This window comes from Rothia similimucilaginosa (assembly GCF_029850985.2).
In the GTDB taxonomy this organism is placed as follows: Bacteria; Actinomycetota; Actinomycetes; order Actinomycetales; family Micrococcaceae; genus Rothia.
Genome location: NZ_CM138149.1, coordinates 333,386 through 360,260, shown reverse-complemented (window position 1 = coordinate 360,260; position 26,875 = coordinate 333,386). Strand labels below are relative to the sequence as shown.

Here is a 26,875-nt window from a genome sequence, read left to right as displayed (position 1 = left end):
ATATTGCATATAGAGGTTTAGTGCAAAGCCTGACCCAGAGTAATCGGACCGGTGAAGCCACTGGTATCCGGGTGATCCGCTTCGAGGTACGCCGCTACCGGTGCGTCTTCAAGCTGAGCCAAACGATCCAGCAGGAAGCGAGTAGCACCCGGCGCATACGGCAGCTTATACATTGCTGCGGTCGTCGCCTCGTCATCACGATCTAAAGTGGAGGAACGAATCGACTCAATAGCGGTCACCATGGTGTTCCGTTCACGCTCCACGAAGGTGCGGTCCACCGGCTCACCGTTACCGGGCACAAACACGCGGTAGCGATCAAATTCGAGCACCGCACCGAGAGTATCAATCCAACGATCGGGGAAAGAATCCTCAAAGTAGGGGTCGGTACCCTCTTCAATCAGACCACCCATGAACAGCACATCTTCAACACCGACCATAATGTCACCATCGGTGTGACCGGGTCCCATGTACATCAGGGTCGCGCTACGCTCACCCAGGTCGATGGGGGTGAAAGTGATGCCGTCGCCCCTATTGGCGACCAAGCGGTTGGGAATAACAATATTAGTGGCGGCACCCTGGTTATGTGCCATTTCCGGTTCCAGCGTCTCGACATAGGGACGCTGTGCCTCACCGTATTTACGGATTGCACGCGCGGTGCGAGGATGCGCCCAGAATTCTTCGGCACCCATTGCCGCGAAAACATCGTTGCCGAAGAAACGCTCATAGTGACCGTGAGTGTTTACGACGGTAATAGGAAGGCGCGTGAGACGGCGAACCTCATCATAAATTTCGGTTGCCTGACGGGGACCAGCGCCGGTATCTACGACTAGTGCACGTTCCAGCCCGAGGACCAATCCGGTGTTCAGTCGGTAGTTATCGGTCGCAATGCGGTACACACCGTCTGCGAGTTCAATAGTACGAGCCATAAATACAACCCTACTGGAATTTTTAGCGTCTGAGGGGTTATTCAGGCTTCAGAGAACAGAAATTTACTGTTCGTTAACGATTCAAAGCAATGAAAGTGCATTATTTTGCACAAACTTATCTTTAGCAACAGGAACGTGGTGAGCATTATCAACCTCTCCGGATTGTTTCAACAGCGCAGCATCGCCAAAGGAGCTCCTCAAAGAGTCCGGCGTGCATCCATAGACGCAATATTTATGCCACGATGCCACTCAATCTAGAGTTGTGCGTACGGTTAAACCCGCATCTAACACCCCTATAGGATAGGAGTATGACTTCTTCCCCTACCCTATTTTCTAACCCCTCAGCTCAGCCTTTCCCCAGCGGCACCGGACGCTACGCTCCTTCCCCTTCGGGGGATTTGCATCTGGGTAATTTGCGTACCGCTATTTTAGCGTGGGCGATGGCGCGCCGCGGTGGCAAGCCCTTCTATCTGCGTGTGGAGGATTTGGATCGCGTGCACCCGGGTGCTGCGGAGCGTCAGATTGCTGATTTGGCGGCTCTGGGTTTGGATTGGGATGCGAGCCCCGGCGCCCCGACAGGGCGTATTGAGGGCAGCGAAAGCACCGAGGGCAAGGAAGCAGGCGTACTGTACCAGAGCACGCGCATTGCCGCCTACGCGCAGGCGGTTCAACTGCTACGCGAGGCGGGACTCGTCTATGAGTGTTTCTGTACTCGCCGCGAAATTCAGGAGGCCTCAAGTGCCCCGCACGGCGCGCCGGGCGCATACCCGGGTACCTGCCGTGGGCTGACAGAAGCACAACGGAAGGAGCGTGGCGTTCAGCGTCCGCCAGCTCTGCGCCTGCGCGCTGAGCACACGAGCTACACGGTGCAGGATGATTTTTACGGTGCCTACACGGGGCTGGTGGATGATTTTGTGCTGGTACGCAATGACGGCACCTACGCCTATAACCTGACTTCCGTGGTGGATGATGCCTTTGTGGGGGTTGAGCAGATTGTGCGCGGTGATGATCTACTCCCTTCTGCGCCTCGCCAGTCGTATTTGGCGCAGCTTTTGGGTTTGGCACAGCCGCGTTACGCTCACGTACCACTGGCACTCAACGAGGAAGGTAAGCGTCTGGCAAAGCGTGATGGTGCGGTGACCCTGCCGCAGCTACGTGAGGCGGGCATTGAAATCCCGACGATTTTGGGGTGGATTGCCGCTTCTATTCCGGTATATAACGTCGATGGCTCTGTCCATTCGGCGGATGCTCCGGTGCCCAATGCCGCGGCAATTTTGGAGCGTTTTGACCCGGCTCGTATGGCTTCTGAGCCGTGGGTCGTGAAGGATTTCTAAGCTTCTGTGACATTGTTTTACGACAGTTCAACACTCTGAACGGCTTTTAAATTTTTCGTTTAATCCGTTTTATATGCATATGCCATTGAGCGTTTGCGTTGCTTTTCAAGTACATATCTTTGACTCAAGTGCCCGAAACCCTGAAATTCAGGGATTTTTAGGGCACTTTTTCGCACATGCTCCCACAGCCCCCACCTGTACGACCATAAAATTTACACAGCAAATACATATTTATTCCACAACTTCTCATCTCTAACCGTCAAATAGACTTTATTTTCAGCCTTTCAAAGCCTAGACTGTATCCTATGCCACTCATAAAGTTATGGCGTAGTGCATAAATACACACAGACACGTATTATCACCAGGAGAGAAGGAACATTATGGCCGCGAGTACATACCAGGTCATCGCGCTGGCGATTTATTTTGTTGCCATGATCGCAATCGGCCTATGGGCAAATAGCAAAAACAACAGCCTCGACGACTACGTGCTGGGCGGGCGGCAGCTCTCCCCCACGGTCGCCGCTCTCTCAGCAGGCGCCTCCGATATGTCCGGTTGGCTCCTCATGGGTCTGCCCGGCGCCGTCTACCTCAGCGGTCTCTCCCAGGCATGGCTCGCCGTCGGTCTGACCATTGGCGCATGGTGCAACTGGAAGTTCGTGGCACCGAGACTGCGTAGCTACACCGAAGTAGCAGGCGACGCCGTGACCGTCCCCGTCTTCCTGAGCAACCGCCTCCATGACACCAAGCGCGTGCTGCGCATCGTCTCCGGCATCGTGATTCTGGTGTTCTTCACCTTCTACGTCTCCTCCGGTATGGTGTCCGGTGGTCTGTTCTTCAAGTCCTCCTTCGGCCAGGAATACCACACCGGCATGCTCCTGCTGGCAGGCATTACCGTGTTCTACACCCTTTTCGGCGGCTTCATGGGCGCCTCCTACACCGACATGGTTCAGGGTCTGCTCATGCTTGCAGCACTCATTGCCGTGCCGATTATCACCATCATCGATCTTGGCGGTGTGGACCCGGTGGTTGAATCCATCAGCCAGGTTCGCCCCGACGCACTCAGCATCTTCGCAGGCACCACTTTCGCCGGCATTGTTTCATCCCTCGCATGGGGTTTGGGATACTTCGGCCAGCCTCACATTATCGTGCGCTTCATGGCAATGCGCACCCCCGAAGACGCAAAGTCCGGCCGCCGCATCGGCATCAGCTGGATGGTCCTGACCGTGTTCGGTGCGCTCAGCGGTGCATTCATGGGTATCGCCTACTTTGCACGCCACCCCGAGGCATCCCTCACCAACCCCGAAACCGCGGAGTCGGTCTTCCTGGACCTCTCGCAGATTCTCTTCCACCCCTTTATTGCAGGTCTCATCTTGGCTGCGGTTCTGGCGGCAATTATGTCCACCCTCTCCTCACAGCTGATCGTGTGCTCCTCCGCTCTGGTGGAGGACCTCTACGGTATCTTCTCCTCAAAGAAGCTCAGCGCCGCCAAGTCCCTGTGGCTCGGCCGTGCAGGCGTGGCAATCGTGGCACTGGTCGCCGGTGCCCTGGCATGGAACCCCAACAGCTCCATTCTGCAGCTGGTCGCATTCGCTTGGGCTGGCTTCGGTTCGGCATTCGGCCCGACCGTTCTGCTTTCCCTCTACTGGCGTAAGCTAACCACCCAGGGCGCACTTGCCTCCATGATTACCGGTGCCGTTGTGGCGTTCGCATGGGGTCAGAGCCCGATGAAGTCCGTACTCTACGAAATGGTTCCCGGCTTTGCTTCGGCGATGCTGGTCGCAATCATTGTCTCCCTGATCACCTACAAGAAGAACCAGGTCATTGAGGAAGAGTTCGACCGCGCAGTAGAGCTCGCAAAGGTCGAGTAACCTACAAATAACTGAGGCAGGGTAAGGTTCCTTACCCAACTTCTAAGGCCCGGGCCGCACACACGCGGTCCGGGCCTTCTTATATGCGGGCACCCCATGCCACAACCTCAGGCAATGCCCGGGCAACGTAAAATAGGGTCTATGACTGCACAACTTCCCGAAAAGGTCTCGGACATCTTCAACCCCGCCAACTGGCGCATCGTCGAAGGCTTCGAAGACTTCACCGACATCACCTACCACCGCCAGGTTGAGCGCGACGAAAACGGAGAAATCCTCCGCGATCTGCCCACCGTGCGCATCGCATTCGACCGCCCCGAGGTCCGCAACGCATTCCGCCCGCACACCGTGGACGAACTCTACCGCGCCCTCGACCATGCCCGCATGACCTCCAACGTAGGCACCGTACTACTCACCGGCAACGGCCCCTCCGCCAAGGACGGCGGCTGGGCATTCTGCTCCGGCGGCGACCAGCGCATCCGCGGCCGCGACGGCTACCACTACGCCAGCGGCGACACCGCAGAAAGCATCGACCCGGCACGCGCAGGTCGACTGCACATCCTAGAAGTGCAGCGCCTCATCCGCACCATGCCCAAGGTCGTTATCGCCCTCGTCTCCGGCTGGGCTGCAGGCGGCGGCCACTCCCTGCACGTGGTAGCCGACCTGACCATCGCTTCCGAAGAGTACGGCAAGTTCAAGCAGACCGACGCAACCGTCGGCTCCTTCGACGCAGGCTACGGTTCGGCGCTGCTTGCACGCCAGGTGGGTCAGAAGTTCGCCCGCGAAATCTTCTTCCTCGCCAAGGAATACGACGCACAGCGCATGTACGAAATGGGCGCAGTCAACGACGTAGTCCCCCACGCAGAGCTTGAGAATAAGGGCCTGGAATACGCGGCGCACATTGCCCGCCAGTCCCCGCAGGCAATTCGCATGCTCAAGTACGCCTTCAACCTGCCTGATGACGGCATGCTCGGCCAGCAGGTCTTCGCCGGTGAGGCAACCCGCATGGCGTACATGACCGACGAGGCTGTGGAGGGTCGCGACGCGTTCTTGCAGAAGCGTGACCCGGACTGGTCCAACTACCCCTACTACTTCTAAGAGGCAGCCCCTTTCCGCAGAAGTAATTTCAGATGCATAGGCTCGGAGCCGGATTCAACCCCTGATACCTTCAGCTAAGAATCCGGCTCCGGCGCATTTGATGCCTCCCCAACCCGGCATAGCCCCCCGGCGCACACAACCACTCAAGGATCTCTTATGATGAACACCCCCGTACCCGGGCTCGTGCCTTCCCCCGCCCCGCAGGAGGCTACCCTGCACCCGCAGGCGGTACAGGTGCGTGCCAATCAGCCCGCCGACCCTCACGCCATGCTAGGAGCCTTTGAGCAGCTGCTGGGTGGGTACGCGGCGGGTGCTGGTACGGAGAGTGCAGAGGCGGAAAGCGCGGGCTCCGAGGGCGTAGAGGCTGTGGACCCTATTGCCCTGGTGGTGGGCACCTCCGGATCCACCGGAACCCCCAAACGCACCGCACTGACCGCGCGAGCTCTTGCCGCCAGTGCGGCAGCCACCGAGAACTTCTTCGGCTCAAACTCCGATGCTGCCTCGCAATGGCTCCTGGCCCTTCCGGCGCACTATATTGCCGGTGCACAGGTGCTCGCCCGCTCCGTACTTGCCGGTACCGCCCCAGTCATTGCCCGCTCCGTGACCGAATCGGTGCACTTTAGCCCCGAAGTTTTCCTGCAGGCGGTTCAGCAGATGAACTCAGCACGCCGGTTTATCTCCCTGGTGCCCACCCAGCTCCATAAGCTCCTTGAAAGCGCGGACGCCGACCCGCACCTGGGCTCTGAGATTCACGAGGCACTCGGCTCCTTCACCGGAATCCTGCTCGGAGGCGCCCCCGCCAGCGCTGACCTGCTCGCCGTCTCCACCACGCTGGGTCTGACCACGGTGACCACCTACGGTAGTGCCGAAACCGCCGGCGGTTGTGTCTATTCCGGCTCTGTTCTGCCCGGTATGCGGGTGGAGCTCGTGCCCGAAGAAGGTATGCCCGCCGTGCCGGATATTGAGGGGAAGCCCGCACAGGTTGGTCGTATTTGGATCAGCGGCACGCACCTCGCCAGCGGCTACATTGGCGATGCCGCCCGCACCGCCGAGCACTTCTTCACCGCCGCTAACGGCACCCGCTGGTACCGCACCGACGACTACGGTCGGTTGGCTCCCGACAGCAACAAGAACTGTAGCGAGCAGCGCCTGCAGGTGCTCGGCCGTAGCGACGACGTGCTCATCAGCGGAGGCATAAAAATCTCCGCCCGCGCCGTGGCAACCGTCCTCGAAGAGCATCCTGCCGTACGCGAAGCCTGCGTAGTCGGCCTACCCGATGCCCGCTGGGGTACCGCCATTGCCGCCGCGGTCACGCTGGTACCCTCTATCGATACCGTAGCTGCCTCTACCGAGAATAGCCCCGCCCTAAACGAAGAACTCTGCACCCTGCTACGTGCCCGCTGCACTGAAAAGCTCGGCGCCCCCGCCGCACCCAAGCAGCTGAGCATCCTGCCGGATTTCCCTCTTACCAGCACCGGCAAGCCGGATCGCGCAAAAATATACAGTATCCTGGACAGAGACTATCGTCAGGGCTAAAGCAGGCTCATCCGCGGGTTTTCACCCCGTACACGCAACCGCCCGCACGCCCTAACCGTCACCGTCACAACACCCACGCATCATACGCACTTAGACCCGGAAGGAACCCCCGTGGCAACTGCCGCCCAATGGATTGAAGGCGCTCGCCTGCGCACCCTGCCGCTCGCCGTCGCCCCCATTATTGCCGGCTCAGCTGCCGCCTACGAGATCAAAGAGTTCAAGCCACTCTACGCGTTCTTGGCATTCCTCGTAGCGTTCTTCCTGCAGGTCGGCGTGAACTACGCCAACGACTACTCCGACGGCATCAAGGGCACCGACGAAGACCGCGTGGGTCCGCTACGCCTCGTCGGTTCCGGCGCGGCAAGCCCCCGCTCCGTCAAGTTCGCCGCCTTCGCCTGCTTCGGTCTAGCGATGCTTGCGGGTCTTGCCCTGGTGGCACTGGCGAACCAGTGGTGGTTCCTGGCGATTGGCGCCTCCAGCGTCTTTGCGGCGTGGGGCTACACCGGCGGCAAGCACCCCTACGGCTACATGGGCCTGGGCGACGTGTTCGTCTTCGTCTACTTTGGTCTAGTCGCCACCCTGGGCACTCTCTACACTCAGGCGCACACCCTGACCCTGCTCGGCTGGGTTGGCGCTATCGGCGTTGGTCTGATTTCTTGTGCCTTGCTGATGGCTAATAATGTGCGTGACATTCCCACCGACATTGAGGCGGGCAAGCTGACCTTGGCGGTCCGCCTGGGCGAACGCTGGTCGCGCATCACCTACATTGTGGAGATGGCCCTGGCACTGGGTCTGGTAGTGCTTCTGCTCGATGAGAACCCCTGGTTCCTGCTAATTTTCCTGCTGGTCGGCCCGACCATCCACTCCTGCTTGACCGTGTGGACACGCGGCGGCCGCGAGCTGATTCCGGTCCTCAAACAGGCGGGTATTGTGGCGCTCGTGTACTCCGTGATTCTTGCCCTCGCCGTATGGCTGGGTTCGCTGGATATTATTAGCCACGAAATTCAGGTGTTCACCGGATACTAAGCCGACGCACGAATCTGCACCGGATTACCGCGCTGTTACGCCGCTAGCGGGCACCCGGTTCATAGTTCCGCAATAACGCGGCGGTATGTCATAGTAGTGCTTATGATTCGAGCCATGCTGATTATTGGCGGCGCCGCCCTCATCGTGGGGCTGACCCTATACACCTTCTTGGATGCCGTCCGCACCCCCGCACACGAGGCGCGAACCCTGCCCAAGTGGCTGTGGATTCTCGTCACCCTGTTCTTCCCCATGGTGGGCCCGATCATGTGGCTCATCCTGGGCCGCCCCAAGGCACAGCCCGCAGCAGGCGCTCCTCGCCCCAGCTTCAGTCAGCGACGCAACACCCCGGTGCCCCCGGTATCTTCCCCCGACGACGATGAAGAGTACCTGCGCTGGCTCAAGGCAAAAGCAGAACGCGAACGCCGCAGCCGCCAAGCAGAATCGAACAACAAGCAGGGTTCTGATTATAAGGATTCCGAACCTAATGACCCCGAGCTTAAGGATCCTGAGCTTAGAGATCCTGGGGACGGCACCCCGACTCAGGGTAACGGGCAGAACTAGTTAAGACAGCTAGATTTGTAGCTCCTGTGCCCCTCAAGGTTTACAGTAAGAGGCTGTGAGCATATCCGTAACGGATATGCTCACAGCCTCTTACTACGCTCAAAAACAGCTTCAGGAACTAGCTACCGGGTTTGTTAGCTGCCGGGCAGCTGAATCACACCACCGTACAGAGGCGCAGCAGGCTCCGAATACTCCACAAAATGCGGCATCTCATGCTCAAAATCAGTGGTGCTAAACGCCAAAGTCGTAATCGACGCCAGGTTACATTCACGGGCACGCGGGTCATGTTGAAGCATGCGACCCTCAACACCCAGGCGAGTAATCCAAATCGGCAGCTGGTGCGACACAATAATCGCCTCCGCACCCTCACCGCCACGCTCATAGGCGGTACGTGCCGCATCCTGAACAGCCGCAGCCATACGGCGAATCTGGTCCATGTACGACTCACCCCAGGAGGGGCGCGCCGGGTTGTACAGCTTAGTCCAGTGACGCGGGTTCCTCAGCAGCTCCTGCGAGTTCACGTGCAGACCCTCAAAGTAGTTATCCGCCTCAATGACGCGCTCATCCGGCTGCGCAGTCAGGCCCAGCAGCTTTTCAACCGGGGCAGCAGACTCACGGGTACGCTGCAACGGCGAGCAGACTAGATGCACGAAACGGGTGCCGCGCTCAGCACGAGCCGCAAACTCCTCAGCGCTCAGACGCACCATCTGCTGGCCCTTATCGGACAGACGGTAGCCGGGCAAACGGCCGTACACGATACGCTCGGGGTTGTGCACCTCGCCGTGACGCATGAGGTGAACTTTAATGGTGGAAGTTTCAGTCATAATCCCAGTCTCTCAAATAGCGCGCCCCACCCCAAACAGGTGACCCGCACATACGCTCTACAAATACAAAAACACGACATAAAACCCAGCCCGCAAAACCGCAGGAACATAAAAACCCCGCCTCTCCATACGGAGGGCGGGGCAAAAGAAGTCTTTTTACTTCTTGTTGCGGCGCTGGTGGCGGGTCTTGCGAAGCAGCTTGCGGTGCTTCTTCTTGGACATACGCTTGCGGCGCTTCTTGATAACGGAACCCATAGGATTTCCTCACTTTACTCGTACCCGGCCGAGCCATTCGACTCGGTAGCTACCCGGGGATATTTATACCGGTATAACCGATCCAAAACGCATTTTAGGCACAGAAATACCCTTGCGTTTTAGAGCGCTACCTACCTAGAGTACTAGGTTTACCCCCATTTTCACCATTCGAGAGCGGCTTTTCAGGAGTTTTTCCCTGAATTTCCGCTTTTCCCACGGGTATGTCGAGGGTATATGCGGGTCAAATTGGGGATTCGGCAGCCCTAACGACGCTTCTTCTTAGACTTCTTCGAGCCCTTAGCGCGGCCATGAGACAGCACCGAACCGGAAGAAGCTACAGCAGTGCCCTCAGATATGCTCTCCTCAGTCTGGGAGTCGACCTCTACCGGCTCCTCAGCCGATTCCTGCGCGGGGTTATATTCCTCAGCAGGTTCTTCAACCGGCTCTTCTACAGAACCCTCCTCAGCAGAGCTTTCCGCTGCGGCTTCTTCCTCAGCCGCCACGTGCAACGCCTTCAAACGCTCAACGCGCTCAGCCTCGGCACGAGCCAACGCCCCCACACCCACAGCGGACTTCTCAGGCTTCGCCTCGGTGTTAGCCTCGGGTTGAGCCTTCTCAGTACTATCCTCAACCTCAGGCTCGTAGACATCCACACCGAAGAAACGCTTCATCTTGGAGAAGATGCCGCGGTACTCCTGCACCGGCTCATCATGCGGAAGCTTCTCATAGGTGTCGTGGATGGTCGCTGCCGCCTCAAGACGGGTAGGCTCAGCAGGCTGAACGGCGGGCGCCTCCTGGCGCGCCGGAGCACGCATAACATTCTCCGGCTCAGTCTCCGCAGGAGCCGCGGCAGTCACAACAGCCGCAGGACGCGCGGTACGGGCAGGCGCAGTCAGCATCTTGCTACGATCCACCGGCTTAATGATGGTCGCACGCACCGGAGAAATGATCTGGCCGCTACGACGACGCGGAGCCGCCGTAGAAGCACGCAGAACCTTTGCGGGGCCCTCAGCCTCTTCCTGCGCGTACGCGGCAGAGACGCTCGGCAACTGACCGTTGAGAGTCCGCGAGCTGAGAGTCCGCGAGACAGGAGCCTGGGCGGCGGGTGTCTGGGCACCAGATACCGAAGCTGCAGAAGCAACGGGGGCGGTGCTACGGCGCGGGGTGCCAAAGCTCAGCGGCACATCCGGGCTCACCGAATGAGCGGCAGGCGGTGCGGGGGCTGCAGAAGCCGCAGCAGGTGCGGCCTGAGACGCAGCGGGACTGGAGCGTTCCACCTTGTCAAAAGTATAAATATCCGCACCAGTTGTAGTATCAGTCGGCTCGGAGGGAACCTCAGACACCGCCTCATCGCCATGGGCAACCTCGTGTTCAGACTGCTCAGACACCGCAGCAGAAACCTGAGTCGGCTCAGCAGATGCCGCAACAGGAGCATGCGGGGCAGGCAATGCCCCCACATCGGCGAAGGACACATCGTCCTGCATCAAATCATCAAAGTCATCGGTGGTAAACTCATCCACATCAACCGGCGCAAATTCAGAAGCAACCGGCTCACCCGGCAGACCGTTCGCAGAGGTCGCCTCCTGCTCCAAATCAATACCGGCATCGGAATACATGCCGCGCAACTGAGCAATCACCATGGCACGAGCCGTCGCCGAATCGCCAGCCTTCATAGCCTCCGCAATAGCGCGGCTCTCAGCACGCAGACGTTCCACAGCACTACTCCACAGCGGCATGCGACCCACCAGCGATAGCATCGACTCAAAGCTCGGTTGACGCACCGACGCGAGCATACCCACCAGCAGTTCATTCCCCGCACAACGCATCACCTGGTGGTGGAAAGTCAGCAGAAGCTCCAGGAAATCACGAATCGACAGGTCGAAATCTTCCATCTGCGCCAGGACCTCGTCCATCTCCGCGAAGGAGGCGGTCTTCGGGTCAATACGCGCAATCGCCCAGCTTTCCAGCAAAATACGGGTCTGCACCAGATCGCGAGTCGGGTAACGCGAGCTGGACATGTGCAGGCGTAGAGCAGCACTCGCCGCGGAAGCCGGCTCCTCACTCAAATGCACAAGAATTTCCTTACCGCGACCGTTGTACAGCTGCACCAAATCCATATCTTCCAAGGTGCGTAGAGCCTCGCGGGTACGGGAACGATTCACACCAATAGCGCGCGCAATTTCACTATCACTAGGCAGGTCCTGGCCCAGCTGAATGTTGCCCTCGAACAGTTCGTTCTCGAGCCAGCGCAGAATTTTACGATGAATAGCCACGTGAATGCATCTTTCGGTCAAAAAGTGAGTGAAAGTGTGTGCGTTTTACAGAGAGTTAATATCGGAAGTGATTGGCGGGGCAGTCCCCAGCCGCCTGTCTTAGCGGCGGCGGCCACGCAGGAAGCCGAACAGGCCACCGCGTTGGTTGTCCTTCGCCTCAGCACTGTTCGCCTCAGTGTTGGGGCGGTACACAGAATCATAGGAGGGCATGGTCTGATACTCGGGCTCCTCAGCAGAGGTTTCAGCCTTAGCAGGCTCACCCTCGACAGACTCATCATTGGCAGGCTCGACCTTACCGAGCTCAGCCTTCTCATTAGCTTCTACCGGCCAAGCTACTTCCTCAGCAGATTCAGCCTTCACAGGTTCAGCATTCATGGGCTCTTCTGCCGCGGCTTCATCCACTACGTTCTTCTCAATCACAGACTTTTCAGTTGCAGAATCCTTAATTGCAGATTCCTCAGCTGCACATTCCTTGCGTGTTGTCTCTTCCCTGACGGATTCAGCGGGTGCAACAGGCTTCTCAGCAGCAACCTTTTCGTCGGCGACCTTTTCAGACGCAGCAGCCTCGGGGGTGGCAGCAATAGGCTGAATCGAACCACCCACAACCGTGGAGGGGTCGACACCATAGGACACCGCAGCCGCAGACTGAGCGATTACCACCGGATTCTCCGCTACCACGGGCTTAGTCTCAGCAGGCGCCGCGGGGGTCACCCCAGCGTCATACCCGTAGGATGCGGGAGTGAAGGGGCGCATCGGGGTGCTATCCACTACCTCTTCCTGCGAGGTGGGCTCAGCAGCTCCTGCCTTCTCAACGACAGGTTCGGAAGCGGCACTATCAGCAGTCTGCTCCGCAGGGCGCGAGTAGATACGCGCACTGGGGGTCAGGTGCTGTGCGCGGACGCGCTGAATATGAGCCTGCTCGATTTCCTCGGGGGTGGGTGCCTCAACAGCGAAAGTCTCAGAGTCGGTCTCCGCGGTTGCGTTCTTCTCGGATGCAGCAGGTGCAGTTGTAGCTGGTACAGTTGCGGCGGGTGCAAGCTTCTGAGTGGGTTCTTCAACTTCGGGCTTCGGAGCATTCTTTTCAGAGGTATTCTCGACCGGCTTCTCGCCTGCGTTCTCAGCCGTCGCCTTATCGGAGGCAGACGCAGTTACGCCACCGGGCAGTGCCACGGGTACGTGCGCCTCATTGGACTGGCGCGCAATCTGAACGGTCTCATTAATCCACTCGGTCACGGTGGCGAATACATCCGGGTTCAGGGAGTAGAGGCGACGCTGCCCTTCCACGGTCACGGAGACCACATCTGCATCACGAAGGACTTTCAGGTGCTTCGAAATGGTCGGCTGGCTCATACCCAGCTTTTCAACCACTGCACCCACTGTGTGGGTTTGCTCAGCGAGAATACGCACAATTCGGCGGCGAGTCGAATCTGCGATGACAGAAAAAACATCAGAATGCATATAGCGATTATGACATATAAAGTGGCGTCTCAAGCTTAGAATGAGGCTGATACAGAAATTACCTTCAAAAATTCTGAATAGCCCCTGAGCACTAGCCCAACATGAAGTTCTGAAAGGGAGAAAAGCATGAAGTGCCTATCACATCTAATGTTGATTTCCTGTATCTCATCCCAGGCATATGCGAACCAACCAGCCTCTCAATACTTATATAGCTAATGCAGAATATATAGTTTTCGTGGTTCCACCCACAAAACCAGTCACACGCCTTCTCCAAGCTCACATATTTAGCCCCAAACCACCAAAGCCTCAACCCCCTCAGCAGGCACCCAGCGCGATACACTAGAAGGCGTTAAACACAGGCTCAAACCGCCACCCAACGTACCAATACCCAGACACCGCTGAAGGAGGCGCATGGGACGCATCATCCGCCGCACCCGGCGCCGACACCACCACCCCCAGGGCCAGCTCAACCGCCGCTGGGATACCCTCAGCGGCACCACCTCCGAGCCCCAAAAGCAGCAGACTCGCCAAAGCCGCCGCGACCGTCTCGAAGCTGAAAACCTCAGTATCCTCAACAGCGTACCCGGCATTAAGCTCGACCGCATGCCCGCCCTGCGCGACCACACCCACGAGAGTCCCGATGCTCAGCACAAACGCAACCTGCTAGAGCTCGACCGGAAAACCCTCGAACGCTTCCGCGACTTCATCGACTCCTCTGTTCTGGCGTCCCCCTCGCGCACCGCAATCAGCGCCTTCATCCTGGTCATCAGCTTCTTCACCATCATGCTGTCCCTGCCAATTTCTTCGGCAGACGGGCAGCGCATCGCGCTACACCACGCAGTCTTCACCTCAACCAGCGCGGTCACCGTGACCGGTCTGACCACGGTCTCCACAGCAGATCAGTGGTCAACCTTCGGTCAGGCAATAATTCTTCTCGCCTGCCAAGTGGGTGGCCTGGGCACGCTGACCATCACCTCCCTACTCGCGCTGGCTATCGGCCGCAAAATGGGTCTGCGCACTAAACTCATCGCGCAGGAAGACCTCAACATCAGCCGACTCGGTGAGGTCGGCGGCATCGTCAAAGCAGTAGCGTACGCATCTTTCTCCATCGAAGCGTTCATTGCTATGCTCCTCACCCCGCGCTTCCTCGCGCTCGGTGAAGCACCACACGAGGCTCTATGGCACGGCGTTTTCTACGCCATCTCCGCCTTCAACAACGCCGGATTTACCCCACACTCGGACGGTATCGTACCCTACGGCCACGACCTGTTCATTCTCGGACCCATCTGTGCCGCCGTATTCCTGGGTTCACTCGGGTTCCCCGTATTCATTGCGATTCAGCGTAGCCCCTTGCACCCCTCACGCTGGCAGCTGACCGCAAAACTGACCGTGGTCACAACCCTCTTCTTCTTCGGTCTTGGCGCCTTCTTCTGGGGTCTTTTCGAATGGAATAACCCCGCAACCATCGGCTCCTACTCCCCCGGCGATAAAATCCTCAACGCCATCTTTGCCTCCGTGATGATGCGTTCGGGCGGGTTCAACCTAGTTGATATGGACACCATCACGCCCGTCTCCACCCTGCTGACGGACATGCTCATGTTTATTGGTGGCGGCTCCGGCTCGACCGCGGGCGGCGTGAAGGTCACCACCATTGCCGTGATTGCTCTGTCCATCCTTGCCGAAGCGCGAGGCGACCAGAAGGTCGTCGCGTTCAACCGCACCATCCCCGAGTCATCCCTACGCATTGCTATCTCGGTGCTTGTTATGAGCGCTACCATGGTGTGTATCGGCGCAGCGACTCTGGTTATGATTAGCGGCGCAGACCTCAAGGAAGTCATGTTCGAGGTCATCTCCGCCTTTGGCACCTGCGGCCTATCCAGCGGGCTCTCCTCAAGCCTGCCACCTGCGGGCGTGTACGTGCTCAGCGTGCTCATGCTTATTGGCCGTATCGGCACGACCACCGCCGCAACCGGCTTGGCGATGCGTTCACGCCGCCGCCTCTACAAGTTCCCCGAAGAAAGGCCCACCATTGGCTAGTGCACATAACGCCCCCGTCCTCGTGATCGGTTTGGGCCGTTTCGGTGCTGCTGTTGCCGCGCAGCTGCGTGTGCAGAATAAAGAGGTCCTCGCCATCGAGAAGGACCCCGAACTGGTACAGAAATGGTCCGGCGTGCTGACCCACGTGGTCTCCGCAGACGCGACCGATATCAACACCCTGCACCAGTTGGGTGCTGACGAGTTCGGCTCCGCCGTCGTGGGTGTGGGCACCTCCGTGGAGGCGTCTGTGCTGATTACCGCAAACCTCGTAGACATTGGTGTGGAGCGTATCTGGGCGAAGGCTATCACCCCCGCACACGGCAAGATTCTGGAACGTATTGGCGCACACCACGTGATCTACCCGGAGGCGGATGCCGGCCGCCGCACCGCGCACCTCGTCTCGGGTCGATTGCTGGACTACATTGAGTTTGATGACGACTTCGCGATTGCGAAGATGCGCCCGCCGAAGGAAACCCACGGCTTCACCCTCGCCGAGTCGGATATCCGCTCCAAGTACGGCGTGTCCGTGGTCGGCATTAAGTCCCCCGGTGAGGACTTCACCTACGCGGACGCGACCACCAGCATTCACTCGCACGACATTCTGATTGTGTCCGGCCAGGTGGATTTGATTGAGCGTTTCGCGGCACGCCCCTAAGAATATTTTTCCTCGCTACCTTGAGGAGCCCGCGTTTGAGCAACCCGCGAATAGACACAGAAAACAGCCTCTTCCCGTTCTGCCGGGAGGAGGCTGTTTTTTCTATAGTTTTACCCAATCAGAGGGATGCTACCGGGCAGTATTAGTCCCCGCTGGTTAATTCCCGCTGATTAGTCCTCGTCAGCGGTGTACAGCTGACTCATTTCCGCCGAACGGGTGGTGCAAGCGCGCATCGCATCATTGGTCAGCTGGAAGAGGCCACCGTCCACGAAGGTGTTCAGTGCACGCTCGGTGGTGCCGTTCGGGCTGGTCACGGCGCGACGCAGGGCGGGCGCATCCGGGTTGGTATCGAGCAAGAAACCCGCTCCGGCGACGGTTGCGCTGGCAAGCTTGAGAGCGGTCTCATGATCCAGACCGAGCTCCGCGCCCGCGGCAGCCATCGCCTCCGCGAGCAGGAACGCGTATGCCGGACCGGAACCGGAGACAGCGGTGACCGCATCCATCTGGTCCTCGCGAACCTCAACGACCAGACCGACAGTTCCCAGGATCTCTTCGACGAGCTTCTTCTGCTCATCCTTCACGGATTCGGTGGTGGAGATCGCTAGCACGCCCTTGCCCACGGAGGAGGGGGTGTTCGGCATGCAGCGAATAATGGGCTGACCTGCAGGAAGGCACGCGGCGAGGGTTTCGAGGGTCACACCAGCAGCAACGGACACCACGACAGTATTCGGTGCGAGGGCGGGCGCAATATCGCGGGCAAGCTCGACGATGCCGTAGGGCTTCACGCCGAGCAGCACGACGTCTGCGTGGGCGGTTGCCTTGTGGTTGCCGTCTGCTTCGCCGCCGGTAGTGATGATTTCGACCTTGTCGCCAAGGCGCTGTGCGAGGGCGGCGCGAGATTCTTCGCTACGCACGGTGGCGCGGATGTGGGCGGGGTCGTGGCCTGCAGCGAGCAGACCTGCGGCGATGGAGCCGTTCATGGAGCCGGTGCCGAGAAAAGCAATAGTTGCGGTCATCGTTGATCCTTCCTAATGGGGTGCCTGCGCCGGGTGCCGGCATGCGTGCCGCCGGTGTGTTCCGGGGCTACTGTTCGGTGCGCGGCGGGCGCGTGGAGACGTACCCTTCCAGCATAGCGGGTACGGCTACGGGCATGTGACCTGGCTCGTGTTTCTGGTGCTTTTTCTGGGCGGCAGACTCACTCTGCGTGCCCCACCATGTACCGCCCCGTTTCTCAGCTTGTGGCCCGCCCACGAGCCGTAGAACGCGCGGGCGTAGAATGAAAGCAGCTTCAGCGGCAGCAGTTTTGTGCCGGGTATGAAGCGCCCAACCAACACACGACACCCCTCATTTTTCTATGTCTTCCCATACTGCTTCCTCCTCAAATAGCCCGCATATTCCTGCGGGTTCCCACTCTTTTTCGTTTCGCCTCCTGATGGGGCTGACCCTTGCCGCACTGGTCACGGGCGTGTTCAGCGGTCTGGGTGCAATTGCCCTGCACTATGTTCTGGACTTTATGCAGGAGCTGACTTTCGGTCAGGCCGAGGGACATCACCCGATGGTCACTGACGGCGCTGACCCGGCACGCCGCGCCTTGATTTTGGCGGCATTGGGCCCGTTTGTGGCGTTGGTGTGGTACTACCTGCAGTCGGGCGGTCGGCGTGTAGTCGGCGTGAATTCGCAGATTGCCGGTGCTACCGAGGAGGACCGTACCCCTTCGCTGTGGCAGCAGATTTCGCATTCGGTGATTCAGATTGTTGCGGTGGGTGCGGGTTCCCCGGTGGGTAAGGAGGTCGCGCCTCGTGAGCTGGGTGCGCTGGCTGCGGGTCGGTGCGCGTGTTTTCTGGAACGTATGGGTAGTACTCGCCCGGATGGTGCCCCGCTGCTGGGTGCTCGTGAGCGTCGTCTGCTGGTGGCGGCGGGTGCGGCGTCCGGTTTGGCGGCGGTGTATCAGGTTCCGATTGGTGGCGTGGTGTACCTCGTGGAGGCGATGGCTGTTGGTTTGAGCCTGTGGTCGCTGTATGTGGGTGCGGTGACGGTGTGGACGGCGACGGTCACGGCGAATCTGGTGATTGTCAATGAGCCGACGTACCCGGTGCCGCAGCTTCCGTTGGATGCGACGACGTTGACAGTGGCGGCGCTGACGGGTGTGGTGTTGACTCCGTTGGCGTTGGGTTTTAGGGCGTTGTCGCAGCGTGCGGAGAAGATTAAGGCGAAAGACCGTTCTCTTTTGTGGCGTATTCCGGTGGCGTTTGCGCTGGTCGCGGTGGTTTCGCTGTGGCTTCCAGAGATTTTGGGTAATGGTCGTCTGCTGACTCAGCACACTTTTAATGAGGCACTGGCGGGCGGCCTGGGTGCTGGGGCGGTGGGTTATGTGGCGGCATTGACTGTTGCGAAGGCTGCCGTGGTGGTGTTGAGCCTGCGTTCGGGTTCGTATGGCGGTACGTTGACGCCGGGGTTGGCGTTGGGTGCGGCGGCCGCATTTTGCATGGCGGCGCTGGTACTGTGGGCCTTCCCGGGTTTGGGCGGGGTGCCGGGTGGCGCGTCGATGGTGTTGTATGCGGCGGCATTGACGGGTACGGCGGCGTTTTTGGGTGTGTCAATGAATGCGCCGTTGTCTGCGTTGGCGTTGTTGATTGGTTTTACGGGTCAGGGTGCGAGTGCGTGGCTGCCGATGGCGGTTGCGGTGGGCACGGCGGTGCTGACCCGCTGGGCTTGGACGCGGGCGTTCGGCGCTAAGAAGTAGGTTCTGACAGGTGGCGGGCAGCCCCGGATGCGTGTGTGCATCCGGGGCCGTCCGCTTTTTAGACCGAGGTTTTCGATAGGTTAGTGTCTTTGGTCGTAGTTAAAAACCATGGCAGAAGACACTAAACCATGGCACAAATTCTGCGGGGGGGGGTACAGCTCCCTCATAGCGAAAAGCCACATGTGTTTCGAGAAGCCACCTATGATATGGCTGTTAGAAACACATGTGGCTTCTCATATCTCCACTCAGCACATTTAGAGATAACCTGAGCTGAGAGGACAGTAAAAAATATTATTCAAGCTCCAGTTTTTTCAAGAACTCAGCCAAGGTTTCTCCAAACTTTTTCTTCAATTTAATTTTCCCCTTCAAATCACCATTCAATTTATCGTCTTTATACGAACCCCATAAAACTTTAGTCTTACCTTTCAAACTACGCCTCACATAATGCCCAGGGCAGAAGTAGCACCAGAATTTATGCCACCTCTTCTTAAACCACCCCTTGCCCGCCCAAGGACAATGCACATAATCTGCCCACTCATCTAACAATATCGAATATCGCAGTCTTTCTGTCATGAGCTTTTTTTCCCAGTATTCATTCGTCTTCAAAGAAGAAGGATCATAATTTTTACCTAGCAATTTATATTTATTTTCAAGGAATCCAACACGCATCTTTCTTATGCAAAAATTTGCTTCAAGAACCCCGCTATCACGGTTTGGAAAAATATTAAGAAACATAGGTCCCAAAAGAACGATTACAATTATTGAAAAAGCAAGAGCACCCCATGCTTCTTCCCAAGGGATGCCAGAAAGCACATTTATCAAGACCGGAACTAAGGAAACTATAATTATAATTAGGTAAATAAACCATGTAATAAAAGAAGATTTTGGCCTAATATAATCATCTACAGAAAGCTCAATTCCTCGATTTATATCCGGGTTATTGATTTCATATATTTTCGACTCTGGAAGTTCCATTACAAGTTTTTGTGCCTGAATATTAGAACATTCAGAAATAACCTTCCGTTCCCATACAGCTCTCTCAAGAGCAATTCTCCGAGATGCTTCAATCTCCCTATATTCTCCCGAAGCTATAGAAAGCGCATCTACATTCTCAAGGTTAACAAGCCCTTTATACTTCTCGGATACTTCGAGCCAGGTCTTATATCGAGTCAGCTCTGGTGGAGTAGCTTGTTTAGACAGTTCCATTTGTTTGTCAGTCTTCCGACCACTCCGCCAAGCAACAAGGAGCGTTCCAAGAAGAGCAATTACAGCAGGAACCCAAGCCGCCCACAGCGGCGCACTCGTTGCTTTAGCGTCCTGATTCCCATCAGCAAACAAATGCGCCAATAGTATGAGATTCATATTCCTTATTCGTCCCTTTCCGACAACTTTGTGGGTGGATAAACTTCCTAGACAGCCGCATTTTACATCGTTGTGCAGCTGTCAGCGTTCACAGATTATCACGAAATGATAAATAACATCATGAACCCCGCAGGCGGGTGCCCATTACGCACCAGCCTGCGGGGTTCATCATCATGTTCTACTCACCCAGGAGGGTCTTCGGGTTGACCGGAGTACCCGTACCCTCCGCCAGGTGCTCAATACGCTTCAGGATCAGGCCCTCACGCAGCGCCCACGGGCACACGCGCATCGTCTCAATGCCGAACGCCTCCATCGCCGCCTCCGCAGCAATAGCACCCGCCAGCATCTGCTCCGCACGTGCCTTCGAAACACCCGGCAAATCGCTACGCTCCTCCACAGTCATCGCCTCCATACGACGAGTCCACAGGCGCAAATCCTGCAGATGCATCTCACGCTTAACATGCGGGCCCGCCGAATACGGCGCCGCACCACAAATACGCGCCAACGAACGGAACGTCTTCGACGTACCCACCGTCATATCCGGCGCACCATAACGCAACAGATTCTCCGCCACCGGGGCGATCTGCTCACGCACATACTTACGCAGACGCTTCACCTGCTTCGGGCTCGGCGGCTGCTCATCAAAAAACTCACGCGTCAAACGGCCCGCACCCAACGGAACGCTCATCGCCGCATCCGGCAACGCATTCGTACCCGTCGAGAACTCAAAAGAGCCGCCACCAATATCAAAATCAAGGATGCGACCCGCACCCCAGCCCTGCCAGCGGCGCACCGCAAAGTACGTAATCGCCGCCTCCTGATCACCCGAAATACCGTTCAGGCTCACACCGGCCTGCTCACGCACCTGATGCAGCACCGCCGCACCATTACCCGCCTCACGGATAGCGCTCGTGGAGAACGCCAGCAGGTCCTCCGCCTCATTCTCGATCGCGAAGTCGCGGGCGCTGGTCACGAAGCGGGTCAGCGCGTCCGCGCCCTCCTGCGAAATATTGCCCTCAGCGTCGAGGTACTGCACGAGCTGCAGCGGAATCTTGTGCGACGCGTACGGTTCGGGGCGCGCTCCAGGGCTGCCGTCAATCAGTAGCAGGTGGACCGTATTCGACCCGACATCCAGAACTCCCAGGCGCACGATGCGCTCCCCTCCCCCGCCCCGCGGCGGGATATTGTCTGTGCGCGGTACCGCAGGTGCGGCGCCTCTTCCAGTCTGTCAGAGGCGCCGCTCACTCCGCAAACAATCCGAACGGATGCCCAGCATCAGCACAGCGCGGGCACAAGAAATACAGCGCGGGCACAAAACGCGCCGAACCTGCGAACACGCCGGGCACCCATTCCTCGGGTATCCGTTCCCCGGGCATGCAAAAGACGCAGGAGGCGCCCCACCCCTACGCGGGGAATCAGGGGCGCATCCTGCGCTTTCAGTTCAGATAGAACACGCTCGGCTACTCGGCGGTCTTCTTCGCCGCGGTCTTACGAGTGGTCGTCTTCTTCGCGGTAGTGGACTTCGCCGCAGTCTTGCGGGTAGTCGTCTTCTTAGCGGCAGTGGTCTTCTTCGCGGCGGTCTTACGCTTGACCGGGCCCTTCGCACGCTTGTCAGCAAGCAGCTGCACCGCACGCTCGTGGGTCAGAGACTCCACCGACTCCGCACGCGGAACCGTAATGTTCGTAATACCGTCGGTGATGTACGGGCCAAAGCGGCCGTCCTTCACCACGATCTTCTTCTCGCTGACCGGGTCCACGCCCAGCTCAGCCAGCGGAGGCTTAGCCGCCGCACGACCGCGCTGCTTCGGCTGGGAGTAAATCTCCAGCGCCTGCTCCAGCGTAATCGTGAAGATCTCGTCCTCGCTGCCAATCGAGCGGGAGTCCGTGCCCTTCTTCAGGTACGGGCCAAAGCGGCCGTTCTGCACGGTAATCTCCACGCCCTCAGCGTCGGTACCGAGTACGCGCGGCAGACTCATCAGCTGCAGTGCCTGCTCGAGGGTCACGGTCGCCAGGTCCATGGACTTGAACAGGGACGCGGTGCGCGGCTTGGCGGGCTTCGGCTTCTTCTTCGGCTTGGGCTTGCCGTTCTTGTAGTATTCGGTCGGCTGCGCGTCCAGGTACGCCTGAATCTGCTCCTCAGTCATCTCTTCGATAACTTCGGTGACGTAGGGGCCGTAGCGGCCGTCGCGTGCCACAATCTGGTTGCCGGAGACGGGGTCCACGCCGAGCACGCGGCCGTCGGACTTGCCCTGTTCGAGCAGTTCACGTGCCTTCGCTTCGGTCAGTTCGTCCGGTGCCAGGTCGGCAGGTACGTTCGCGCGGATTGGTTCGGTCAGTTCGCCGGTCTCGGTGTCGAGGGTGCCTTCGGCTTCCAGGTAGGGGCCGAACTTGCCCACACGTAGCACAATGCCTTCCGCAATCGGGATGGAGTTGATGCTGCGTGCGTCAATCTCGCCGAGGTTGTCGACGATGGGCTTCAGGCCGCGCTTGGAGCCACCGCCGAAGTAGAACTCGCCCAGCCATTCGACGCGAGATTCTTCGCCGCGGGCGATGCGGTCGAGGTCTTCTTCCATCTGCGCAGTGAACTCGTAGTTCACGTAGGGTCCGAAGCTGGATTCGAGCAGGCGCACCACGGAGAACGCGATCCAGGATGGAATCAGCGAACCAGAACGAACGTTCACGTATCCGCGGTCCATGATGGTCGAGATAACCGCCGCGTAGGTGGACGGGCGGCCAATGCCCAGCTCGTCCATGGTCTTCACGAGGGACGCCTCGGTGTAGCGCGGGGGCGGCAGGGTCTCGTGACCGGCGGGCTCAATCGCCTCGGCGGTCAGTGCCTCGCCGGTGGTCAGGTTCGGCAGGCGCTTCTCAGCGTCCTTCGCCTCACGCTCAGCCACGCGGGATGCGTCAACGCCCTCCTCGTAGGCGGCAAGGAAGCCGCGGAAGGTGATGACGGTACCGGATGCGGCGAACTCGGCGTCCTGGCCGTTAGATGCCACGGCGCCCAGGCGTACGGAGGCGGTGGAACCGGTCGCGTCAGCCATCTGGGAGGCGACAGTACGCTTCCAGATTAGTTCGTAGAGGCGGAATTCATCGTTGGACAGGGAGCCGCGCACAGCGTCCGGGGTGCGGAAAGTGTCACCCGCGGGGCGGATTGCTTCGTGGGCTTCCTGTGCGTTCTTGCTCTTGGAGGTGTACACGCGCGGTGCGGAGGGCACGAACTCGGCGCCGTACAGCTCGGATGCCTGGCGACGTGCGGCGGAGATTGCCTGCTCGCTCAGTGCCACCGAGTCGGTACGCATGTAGGTGATGTAACCGTTTTCGTAGAGGCGCTGCGCCACCTGCATGGTCACGCGGGAGGAGAAACGCAGCTTACGTGCGGCTTCCTGCTGTAGGGTGGAGGTGGTGAACGGCGCTGCCGGGCGGCGCTTGTACGGCTTGGTCTCAACGGAACGCACCGAGAACGCGGCGGGCTGCAGGGCTGCGGCGAGCGCGCGGGCGGCTTCCTCGTTCAGGTGGGTGACCTTGGAGGTGTTGAGGGTGCCGTCGTCGGCGAAGTCCTTGCCGGTTGCGATGCGGTTGCCGTCTACAGCGACCAGCTTGGCGTCGAAGCCTTCGGAGGATGCGGTCAGGAAGCGTCCGGACAGGTTCCAGTAGTTGGCGGCGACGAATGCCATGCGTTCGCGTTCGCGCTCAACAACGAGGCGGGTTGCGACGGACTGCACGCGACCTGCGGAGAGGCCGCGGCCGACCTTGCGCCAGAGCACGGGGGAGATTTCGTAACCGTAGATTCGGTCGAGGATACGGCGGGTTTCCTGTGCGTCAACCAGGTGCAGGTCGATGTCGCGCAGTTCACCGAAGGCACGCTGAATGGCTTCCCGGGTGATTTCGGGGAAGGTCATGCGGTAGACGGGTACCTTGGGCTTGAGGACTTCCTTCAGATGCCACGCAATGGCTTCACCTTCGCGGTCACCATCGGTTGCCAGGTAGAGCGCATCTACTTCTTTGAGCTTGCGCTTGAGTTCGGCGACCTTTTTCTTTTTATCGGGGTTGACCACGTAGTAGGGTTCGAAGTCCTCTTCAACGTTGACAGCGAACTTGCCCACGGGGCTCTTTTTGAGGTTTTCGGGCAGTTCGGAGGGCTGCGGAAGGTCACGGATATGGCCCATGGACGAGTCGACAAGGTAGTCCTCGCCGAGGTAGCTGCTAATGGTTTTGACCTTGGAGGGAGACTCCACAATCAGCAGGGCTTTTCCGGTCTTTGCCTGAGCGGGCACGGCACTCCTCTATCTGTGTGTTGAAAAGCTACATATTCAACCATAACCTACGCTGGCGCTTGTGAGCGTCGGCAGGTTGTGATGTACGTGGGTGAGTGGTGGGTGGGGATGTAGTTTGTGTTGAGTTGATGTGGTGCGTTCGGGGCATTTCATGCGGCGAGCGCGCGGTGTCCCGGCGCGAGGCTAGCTGACCCGGTTCTGGTTTATGTGGGCCGGGAGTGTTGAGCTTGCATGAGTGCGCGGGGTACTCGGTACATCATACGGTACCGGAGCGGTGGTGTGTGCACGGGCACTGGAGCGCACCGCACCCGCTTACCTGCGCTTCTAGCTGGTGAGGGTGTCAGAGTCTGGGTGGGTTCCGTCCAGGTATGCGGGCAGCAGCGGGTATTCGCGGCCGTACACAGTCTGCGGCACGATACGCACCCACTGCATTTCGTGGGTTTCGGAGTCGGGCAGGTCGAAGGTGCGCACAATCTGCGGGGTCATTTCCGGCGGCAGCCAGTGGGCTATACCGACCACGATGACGGAGCGGATGCCGTCTTCGAGGGTTTCGTCGATTTCGAAGGCGACGCGGCGGCTGACCACCACGGAGGAGAACTTGTTACCGCGGGTGGTGCGGATGTAGATTTCCTGTTTGTCGTCTTGGTGGGCAACGGCGTAGAGCACGGGCAGCACATCGACGTGCTGTCCGTCAGTGAGGATGAGGCGGCCGAGAGTGTTCGCGTGCAGACGCTCCCAACACTTGTCGACGCTAATACTTTCATCGGGGTACAGGTTACTCATGGTTTCAGTGTATGCGATGGGGTGACTGCTCTTGGAGTAGGTTACAGTTTTGGTCAGCAAGTGGAGCGCTGTTCGAGTGCGTAGAATGGTGTGCATGACTATTTCTGCCGCCACTTTCGCTCCCGAGTACGCCGCTGTTGCGGATGCTCCCCGCAGCGATGATTACGCCCGCCTGACCCGCATCCGTGAACGCCTGCTGGCGTTGAACTACAGCTATGACGCTGTGCAGGAGCTACTGGGCGTTGAGGCGGCTGAGGCATTGGCTCGTGACCAGGTGGTGCCGGGCCTGTGGCGTGTGGAGCAGATTCTGCGCGGCGATTACAGCGTGGAGGAGAAGAACCTGTCGCGCCTGCTGGCGTTTTTCCTGCTGGCTCGCCCGCTCACTGAGGCTGAGGCAACCGAGGTTTTCGGCAAGGCTCTGGTTGATTTCGAGGATGCCGCGCTGATTGAGCGCGACACTGCGGATTCTGCCCGCTGGACTGCAAGCGTTGATGTGCGCCCGCACGCCGCCGATGACGGCACCGAAATCTTTGTTGCCGCTGACCTGGCTGCGCATCAGCGCCCCGGCATCCTCCGTAAGGATCACGTGCTCGGCATTGGTCACGCCTCCCTGACTCTTGCGCAGATTACCGAGCGCGCCCCCGTCAAGCGTGCTCTGGATGTGGGTACCGGTTGCGGTATTCAGACCTTCCACCTGCTCGCCCACGCTGAGCATGTGACCGCCACCGATATTTCGGAGCGTGCCCTGGCGTTCACCCGTTTTAATCTGCTGCTGAACGCGCAGACGCTGAACATTGATCCGCAGAACCTGCAGGCGCGCGTGAGCCTGCGTGAAGGTTCCCTGCTGGAGCCGGTTGCCGGTGAGCTTTTCAATCTGGTGGTGTCGAACCCGCCGTTCGTGATTACCCCGCGTGTTGCCGGTGAGAACGCACAGGAGCAGTTCACCTACCGTGACGGCGGCCTGCCCGGTGACGAAATTGTGAGCACGCTGGTGCGTCAGCTGCCGTCGGTGCTGGTGCCCGGTGGTCGCGCGCAGATGCTGGGTAATTGGGAGATTATTCGTGATTCTGAGGACCCGGAAGCACCGCGTCCGTGGGATGAGCGCCCGCGCGCCTGGGTTACTGACGGCGGTGCAGAGGCGTGGTTTATTCAGCGTGAGTCGCTGGCACCGGGTGCTTACGCAGAGACCTGGTTGAAGGATGCGAGCGAGAACCGCGACCGTAGCCACTACGAGCAGACCTATGTGGCGTATCTGAACGATTTCGCTTCCAGGAACGTTCATTCTATTGGTTTCGGCATGATTTGGTTGCGCCGCCCGACCGAGGCGACCGCGGCAGGCCTGACCGAGCCACTGCAGCGTTTCGAGGAGATTACCTACCCGATTCAGCAGCCCATCGCCCTCGCCCTCACTGAGTCTGTGCGCCGCTACGACCGTCTCGCCGCTATGGACGATGAGACAATCCTCACCGCACACCTGGAGGTCGCCGAGGACGTCACTGAGGAACGCCACGGCCGCCCCGGCGCCGAGCATCCCAGCGTCATTTTGTTGCGTGCTGGTTCGGGTCTGTGCCGCACCCAGCTGCTCTCCACCGAGACGGCGGGCTTTGCTTCGGCGAGCGATGGTGAGCTTGCCGTGGGTCAGATTGTGGCGGCTCTTGCCATGCTACTGTCATGGCCCGAATACGATGAGGCTGCCGCCGCGGCACGCGGTACGCAGGAGCAGCATCCGCGCGACACTCTGCTGCACGCGGTGCGTGAGCTGGTGCTCAAGAGCTTCTTGCACTTTAGTGACGAGCACGCGGGCGCAGAATCAACCGATGAAAATGCCGCTGAGGTACATGCGGCAGAAATGCAGGGCTAAG

The 26,875-nt window shown here is 59.0% G+C and carries 20 protein-coding genes; 10 read left to right on the top strand and 10 right to left on the bottom strand.

Going from position 1 to position 26,875, the window contains the following annotated elements; genetic code table 11:
- Positions 1-17: 17 nt before the first annotated feature.
- Complete coding sequence (locus tag QFX07_RS01535; protein ID WP_279754820.1) at positions 18-926, bottom strand: MBL fold metallo-hydrolase; 909 nt, start codon at positions 924-926, stop codon at positions 18-20.
- A 308-nt stretch (positions 927-1,234) separates the two neighbouring features.
- Here QFX07_RS01535 and gluQRS point away from each other — a divergent pair, with 308 nt between their 5' ends.
- From gluQRS to QFX07_RS01505, 6 genes are all read left to right on the top strand, one after another.
- Positions 1,235-2,260 carry a tRNA glutamyl-Q(34) synthetase GluQRS gene (gene gluQRS / locus QFX07_RS01530; RefSeq protein ID WP_279754819.1) on the top strand — a complete coding sequence of 342 codons (1,026 nt, stop codon included), beginning with the start codon at positions 1,235-1,237 and terminating at the stop codon, positions 2,258-2,260.
- A gap of 380 nt (positions 2,261-2,640) precedes the next feature.
- Complete coding sequence (putP, locus tag QFX07_RS01525) at positions 2,641-4,128, top strand: sodium/proline symporter PutP (protein WP_279740789.1); 1,488 nt, start codon at positions 2,641-2,643, stop codon at positions 4,126-4,128.
- Positions 4,129-4,269: 141 nt separating this feature from the next.
- Entirely contained in the window at positions 4,270-5,223 is a 954-nt protein-coding gene (locus QFX07_RS01520; RefSeq protein WP_279740790.1) for a 1,4-dihydroxy-2-naphthoyl-CoA synthase, read from the top strand.
- A 156-nt stretch (positions 5,224-5,379) separates the two neighbouring features.
- Entirely contained in the window at positions 5,380-6,759 is a 1,380-nt protein-coding gene (locus QFX07_RS01515; RefSeq protein ID WP_279754817.1) for an AMP-binding protein, read from the top strand.
- Positions 6,760-6,870: 111 nt separating this feature from the next.
- The gene (locus QFX07_RS01510; protein WP_279754816.1) at positions 6,871-7,785 is read left to right on the top strand and encodes a 1,4-dihydroxy-2-naphthoate polyprenyltransferase; all 915 of its coding nucleotides are present in this window, start codon (positions 6,871-6,873) and stop codon (positions 7,783-7,785) included.
- Positions 7,786-7,887: 102 nt separating this feature from the next.
- Positions 7,888-8,346 carry a PLD nuclease N-terminal domain-containing protein gene (locus QFX07_RS01505; RefSeq protein WP_279740796.1) on the top strand — a complete coding sequence of 153 codons (459 nt, stop codon included), beginning with the start codon at positions 7,888-7,890 and terminating at the stop codon, positions 8,344-8,346.
- Between the two features lie 134 nt (positions 8,347-8,480).
- On the opposite strand, the gene QFX07_RS01500 is transcribed toward QFX07_RS01505, so the two are convergent.
- From QFX07_RS01500 to QFX07_RS01485, 4 genes are all read right to left on the bottom strand, one after another.
- On the bottom strand, positions 8,481-9,170 hold the full coding sequence (locus QFX07_RS01500; RefSeq protein WP_279754815.1) for a histidine phosphatase family protein: 690 nt from the start codon (positions 9,168-9,170) through the stop codon (positions 8,481-8,483).
- A gap of 156 nt (positions 9,171-9,326) precedes the next feature.
- Complete coding sequence (locus QFX07_RS01495; protein ID WP_005504750.1) at positions 9,327-9,425, bottom strand: 30S ribosomal protein bS22; 99 nt, start codon at positions 9,423-9,425, stop codon at positions 9,327-9,329.
- 263 nt (positions 9,426-9,688) lie between these two features.
- A complete protein-coding gene (locus QFX07_RS01490; RefSeq protein WP_279754814.1) occupies positions 9,689-11,698 on the bottom strand; it encodes a FadR/GntR family transcriptional regulator in 2,010 nt (669 codons plus the stop codon).
- A gap of 99 nt (positions 11,699-11,797) precedes the next feature.
- A complete protein-coding gene (locus QFX07_RS01485) occupies positions 11,798-13,156 on the bottom strand; it encodes a metalloregulator ArsR/SmtB family transcription factor (protein WP_279754812.1) in 1,359 nt (452 codons plus the stop codon).
- A gap of 411 nt (positions 13,157-13,567) precedes the next feature.
- Between QFX07_RS01485 and QFX07_RS01480 the strand changes: the two genes are divergently transcribed.
- On the top strand, positions 13,568-15,193 hold the full coding sequence (locus QFX07_RS01480) for a TrkH family potassium uptake protein (protein ID WP_279754811.1): 1,626 nt from the start codon (positions 13,568-13,570) through the stop codon (positions 15,191-15,193).
- Entirely contained in the window at positions 15,186-15,848 is a 663-nt protein-coding gene (locus tag QFX07_RS01475; protein ID WP_279740809.1) for a potassium channel family protein, read from the top strand. Before QFX07_RS01480 ends, QFX07_RS01475 begins: the two co-directional genes overlap by 8 nt.
- A 170-nt stretch (positions 15,849-16,018) precedes the next feature.
- Here QFX07_RS01475 and proC read toward each other — a convergent pair whose 3' ends face one another.
- Positions 16,019-16,864 (bottom strand): pyrroline-5-carboxylate reductase, encoded by an 846-nt coding sequence (gene proC, locus QFX07_RS01470; RefSeq protein ID WP_279740811.1) that lies wholly within the window; start codon positions 16,862-16,864, stop codon positions 16,019-16,021.
- Between the two features lie 338 nt (positions 16,865-17,202).
- Here proC and QFX07_RS01465 point away from each other — a divergent pair, with 338 nt between their 5' ends.
- The gene (locus QFX07_RS01465) at positions 17,203-18,591 is read left to right on the top strand and encodes a chloride channel protein (RefSeq protein ID WP_459741179.1); all 1,389 of its coding nucleotides are present in this window, start codon (positions 17,203-17,205) and stop codon (positions 18,589-18,591) included.
- Positions 18,592-18,882: 291 nt separating this feature from the next.
- On the opposite strand, the gene QFX07_RS01460 is transcribed toward QFX07_RS01465, so the two are convergent.
- The 4 genes from QFX07_RS01460 to QFX07_RS01445 all read right to left on the bottom strand — a co-directional run bounded on the left by QFX07_RS01460 (position 18,883) and on the right by QFX07_RS01445 (position 25,013).
- Positions 18,883-19,953, bottom strand: coding sequence for a hypothetical protein (locus QFX07_RS01460; RefSeq protein ID WP_279754808.1), 1,071 nt, complete (start codon positions 19,951-19,953; stop codon positions 18,883-18,885).
- Positions 19,954-20,131: 178 nt separating this feature from the next.
- Positions 20,132-21,103, bottom strand: a complete 972-nt coding sequence (locus QFX07_RS01455; RefSeq protein WP_279754807.1) for a Ppx/GppA phosphatase family protein — start codon at positions 21,101-21,103, stop codon at positions 20,132-20,134.
- A gap of 310 nt (positions 21,104-21,413) precedes the next feature.
- Positions 21,414-24,230 carry a type I DNA topoisomerase gene (gene topA, locus QFX07_RS01450; protein WP_279754806.1) on the bottom strand — a complete coding sequence of 939 codons (2,817 nt, stop codon included), beginning with the start codon at positions 24,228-24,230 and terminating at the stop codon, positions 21,414-21,416.
- A gap of 324 nt (positions 24,231-24,554) precedes the next feature.
- Complete coding sequence (locus tag QFX07_RS01445; protein WP_279754805.1) at positions 24,555-25,013, bottom strand: pyridoxamine 5'-phosphate oxidase family protein; 459 nt, start codon at positions 25,011-25,013, stop codon at positions 24,555-24,557.
- A 94-nt stretch (positions 25,014-25,107) separates the two neighbouring features.
- Here QFX07_RS01445 and QFX07_RS01440 point away from each other — a divergent pair, with 94 nt between their 5' ends.
- Positions 25,108-26,874: a DUF7059 domain-containing protein gene (locus QFX07_RS01440; protein WP_279754803.1), complete on the top strand. Its 1,767-nt coding sequence runs from the start codon at positions 25,108-25,110 to the stop codon at positions 26,872-26,874.
- Position 26,875 lies beyond the last annotated feature (1 nt).

Excerpts from the sequence above, each read along its gene's own strand:
- QFX07_RS01535 (WP_279754820.1), bottom strand. The coding sequence starts at position 926 with ATGGCTCGTACTATTGAACTCGCAGACGGTGTGTACCGCATTGCGACC.
- gluQRS (WP_279754819.1), top strand. The coding sequence starts at position 1,235 with ATGACTTCTTCCCCTACCCTATTTTCTAACCCCTCAGCTCAGCCTTTC.
- putP (WP_279740789.1), top strand. The coding sequence starts at position 2,641 with ATGGCCGCGAGTACATACCAGGTCATCGCGCTGGCGATTTATTTTGTT.
- QFX07_RS01520 (WP_279740790.1), top strand. The coding sequence starts at position 4,270 with ATGACTGCACAACTTCCCGAAAAGGTCTCGGACATCTTCAACCCCGCC.
- QFX07_RS01515 (WP_279754817.1), top strand. The coding sequence starts at position 5,380 with ATGATGAACACCCCCGTACCCGGGCTCGTGCCTTCCCCCGCCCCGCAG.
- QFX07_RS01505 (WP_279740796.1), top strand. The coding sequence starts at position 7,888 with ATGATTCGAGCCATGCTGATTATTGGCGGCGCCGCCCTCATCGTGGGG.
- QFX07_RS01500 (WP_279754815.1), bottom strand. The coding sequence starts at position 9,170 with ATGACTGAAACTTCCACCATTAAAGTTCACCTCATGCGTCACGGCGAG.
- QFX07_RS01495 (WP_005504750.1), bottom strand. The coding sequence starts at position 9,425 with ATGGGTTCCGTTATCAAGAAGCGCCGCAAGCGTATGTCCAAGAAGAAG.
- QFX07_RS01485 (WP_279754812.1), bottom strand. The coding sequence starts at position 13,156 with ATGCATTCTGATGTTTTTTCTGTCATCGCAGATTCGACTCGCCGCCGA.
- QFX07_RS01480 (WP_279754811.1), top strand. The coding sequence starts at position 13,568 with ATGGGACGCATCATCCGCCGCACCCGGCGCCGACACCACCACCCCCAG.
- proC (WP_279740811.1), bottom strand. The coding sequence starts at position 16,864 with ATGACCGCAACTATTGCTTTTCTCGGCACCGGCTCCATGAACGGCTCC.
- QFX07_RS01465 (WP_459741179.1), top strand. The coding sequence starts at position 17,203 with ATGTCTTCCCATACTGCTTCCTCCTCAAATAGCCCGCATATTCCTGCG.
- QFX07_RS01460 (WP_279754808.1), bottom strand. The coding sequence starts at position 19,953 with ATGAATCTCATACTATTGGCGCATTTGTTTGCTGATGGGAATCAGGAC.
- QFX07_RS01445 (WP_279754805.1), bottom strand. The coding sequence starts at position 25,013 with ATGAGTAACCTGTACCCCGATGAAAGTATTAGCGTCGACAAGTGTTGG.
- QFX07_RS01440 (WP_279754803.1), top strand. The coding sequence starts at position 25,108 with ATGACTATTTCTGCCGCCACTTTCGCTCCCGAGTACGCCGCTGTTGCG.